The organism is Roseateles sp. P5_B10 (assembly GCF_056400485.1).
In genome coordinates, this window is the sequence record NZ_JBFULE010000569.1 from 1 (window position 1) to 3,498 (window position 3,498).

The window sequence follows — 3,498 nt, forward strand, 5'->3', positions numbered from 1 at the left end:
GGTGACGAGGACGATGCCGTGAGGCTGCTGCACCAACTTCTTGAAGGCGGTCAGCACATGGCCGTCCATGCCCAGGCCTTCGAGCGTGAACTTGGATTCGCTCTTGTCCAAGAGGCGCAGCACGGCGCGCTCGCCATGGGCCGAGGGCAGGGTGGACACGCGCACGTCGATGGCGCGGCCGCCGATGCGCAGCGAGATGCGGCCGTCCTGCGGCAGGCGCTTCTCGGCGATGTCGAGCTCGGCCATGATCTTCAGCCGCGAGATCAGCGCGGCGTGCAGGCCACGGTTGGGCTGCACCACTTCGCGCAGCGTGCCGTCGACGCGAAAGCGCACCGACGAGGCGCGCTCATAGGGTTCGATGTGGATGTCGCTCGCGCCGTCCTTGGCCGCCTGGGTCAGCAGGGCGTTCAGCATGCGGATGATGGGCGCGTCGTTGGCCGCTTCGAGCAGGTCTTCCACCGCCGGCAGGTCCTGCATCATGCGCGACAGGTCCACCGCGCTCTCGACCTCGCCGACGACGACGGCCGCGCTGCTCTCGCTGCCAGCGTAGGCCGCGTTGATGCGCTCGGCCAGCGACGTAACGGCTTCGGATTCGAGCCGGTCCACCGCGTACTGGCGCTGCACCTCGGACAGCGTGGCCCAGCCGACCTCGGGCGGCGCCCACAGCGTCAGCGTGCTGCCGTCGTCCTCCAGCAGCACGGTGTTGGCCTTGGCGAAGGCGTAGGGCAGGGGGTGGCGGGTGGCGGCCATGGATCGATCGCTTACTGTGGCGATTGCTGCGGCGATTGCTGCTGCTGTGGCGGTGGCTGCAGCGACGGTTGCGGCAGCGCCTTGTTCGGCGGCGAAGTCTTGGGCTCGGGCAGCACCGGCGCGCCGGTGTCCGGCAGCACGAGGCTCTTCTGCGGCTGGCTGAGCTGCTGCACGCCGCGGATGCTTTCGTAGCGGTCCAGCGTCAGCTGGTTGGCGCTGTCGGCGTTGCGCATGACGACGGGGCGCAGGAAGACCATCAGGTTGGTCTTCACGCGCTTGCGGCTCTTGCTGCTGAAGAGGTTGCCGATCAGTGGGATCTTGGACAGCCCGGGCACGCCGTCGTCGCCGTCGGTGTACTCATCCTTCAACAGACCGCCGAGTACGATGATGTCGCCGTCATCGACGACGACGCTGGTCTCGATGGCGCTCTTGTCCAGCGTCGGGCCGGTGGTGCTGTTGGAGCCGGGCACCACGGAAGAATTCTCCTGGTAGACCACCATGCGCACCGTGCCGCCTTCGCCGATCTGGCTCTTGATCTTCAGCGTCAGGCCCACGTCCTTGCGGTCCACGGTCGTGAACGGGTTGACGGTGCCGCCGGTCGTCGTGCCGCTGGCGTAGGAGCCCGTCACGAAGGGCACGTTCTGGCCGATGACGATGCGCGCTTCCTCGTTGTCCAGCGCCACGAGGTTGGGCGTGGACAGCACGTTGGCGCCGCTCTGGCTTTCGAAGAAATTGGCCACGGCGCCGAGGGTGTAGAAGTCGCCGACCTTTTTCAGAACGCCGATGTTCAGGCCGGTGGGCGCCGAGCCTGAACTCAGCGCCGGACCCACGGTGGAGCGGCCACCGGCGACGGCCACCGTGCCGTTGATGATGTTGGCCAGGCCCGAGCCGAAATTGGTGCCGGCGCCGGTGATGGTGCTGTCGCCCTTGTTGCCGAACAGGTTCTGCCACTGCACGCCGAACTGGGCCGCCTTGGTGTTGTCGATCTTGACGATCAGCGACTCGACGTAGATCTGGGCGCGGCGCGAATCGAGCTGCTCGATAACGGCGCGCACCTGCCGGTACAGCGGCTCGGCAGCCGTGATGATCAGCGAGTTGGTCGACGGGTCGGCCTGCACGAAGCCGCCGGTGGACGGGCCGGCTGACTGCGTCAGCGGCGTCGTCGCGGCGGTCGAGCTCATGCCGCCGGTGTTGCTGTTGGCGGCGTTGCCGCCGGTCAGCGAGGGCGAGGCGCCAGTCAGCGAGCCGCTGCCGCTGAGGCTGGATGTGCCCGAGGAACTGCCGCCACTGCTGCTGCCCGACGAGGCGGCGCCGAAGGCCGCACGCAGCACGGTGGCCAGCTTGGTGGCGTCGGCGTTCTTCAGGTAGACGACGCGGATATTGTTGCCGCCGCCATCGCCGCTGGGCTGGTCGAGCTTGTCGACCATCGAACGCACCGCGGCCAGGCGCGCCGGGTTGCTGGCGCGCAGGATGAGGCCGTTGGAGCGCGGGTCGACGAGCACGTTGACGGCGCTGCTGCTCTGGCCGGGCACGGCCCCGCCGACGGCCGCACCGCCATCGGCCAGGCGCTGCACCAGCGGTGCCAAGTCGGCCGCGACGGCGTTCTTCAGCGGCACGATCTCGATGTCGCTGGTGCCCGGCGTGTCCATCGCCGCGATGATCTTGGCGATGCGCTGCAGGTTGTCGGCGTAGTCGGTGATGATCAGGCTGTTATTGCCCGGGTTGGCATTGATGGTGTTGTTGGGGCTGATCAGCGGGCGCAGCACGGCGACGAGGTTGTTCGCGTTCTCGTGCTGGATGCGGAAGATCTGCGTCAGGATCTGGTCGCCACGCACTGCGCTGGTCTCGACGGCCACCGAGCCGGCCTGCAGCTTGGCGTCGGGCTCGGGCAGTACCTTCAAGAGGCCGGCCGTCTCGACGACGGTGAAGCCCAGGCCGCGCAGCGCTGCGAGGTAGTTGAGGTAAGCCTCGCGCACCGACACCGGCTGCTCGCTGTAGACCGTGATCGTGCCCTTGACGCGCGGGTCGATGATGATCTGGCGGTCCAGCATGACGCCGATGGCGCGGGTGACGGCCTCGATGTCGGCGTTGACGAAGTTCAGTGTGACCGGCGAGCTGGCGCGTACGGCGGGGCCTTTGCCCGAGCCTGGCCGGCCGCGCTGCACTGTGGCGCTGTCGGGCTGGGCGAACGCGCTGCCTGCGGACGTCAGCAGCACGGAGAGCGCGGTAGCCGAAGCGACGGCGGTGCGTTGGAAATTCATGATCATCCGATCGTCAGGACGGAGCGGGCCCCTTGGCGGCGCCCGATGATGTTCAGCAGATTGTTCAGTGCTTCCTCGCGGCCCGGCGCGGCGCCGGCCTCACCAGTGAAGCGGCTCTTGCCACCGCTGTTCAGTGTGCCGACGCCCGAAAGCTGCAGTGCGCCCTCCAGCGTGGACAGGCGCAGCGTGCTGACGCCGGGATTGGCCGTGTCGGCCGTCACGGTGAAACGGTAGCTGCCCAGTGGCGCAACCGTGGACACGCGCGAGGACAGGTTGAGCAGGTCCAATTGCAGCTCGCCGAACTGGCGCCAGCGGCCCTGCACCGATTCGAGCCTCAGCTCGCGGGCCGACAGGCGCAGCGAGCCACCCAGCTGCAGCGTGTTCCACGGCGTGCCCAGGCCCGCCAGCAGGCCGGCGGGCAGGCGGGCCAGCCAGTCGGCCTGGTTGTCGACGCTGATCTCCATGCGGCCCAGGCCCGGCTTGACGC

At 68.4% G+C, this 3,498-nt stretch carries 3 protein-coding genes; all 3 read right to left on the bottom strand.

The window, feature by feature from the left end:
- A partial coding sequence (locus AC1DU6_RS23960; RefSeq protein WP_477860125.1) for a GspE/PulE family protein occupies nt 1-750 on the bottom strand: 750 nt, incomplete at its 3' end.
- An 11-nt stretch (nt 751-761) separates the two neighbouring features.
- Nucleotides 762-3,011: a type II secretion system secretin GspD gene (gspD, locus tag AC1DU6_RS23965; protein ID WP_457350059.1), complete on the bottom strand. Its 2,250-nt coding sequence runs from the start codon at nt 3,009-3,011 to the stop codon at nt 762-764.
- 2 nt (nt 3,012-3,013) lie between these two features.
- Nucleotides 3,014-3,498 (bottom strand): type II secretion system protein N (gspN, locus tag AC1DU6_RS23970; protein ID WP_477860128.1); only part of this gene is annotated, 485 nt, incomplete at its 5' end.

Excerpts from the sequence above, each read along its gene's own strand:
- gspD (WP_457350059.1), bottom strand. The coding sequence starts at position 3,011 with ATGAATTTCCAACGCACCGCCGTCGCTTCGGCTACCGCGCTCTCCGTG.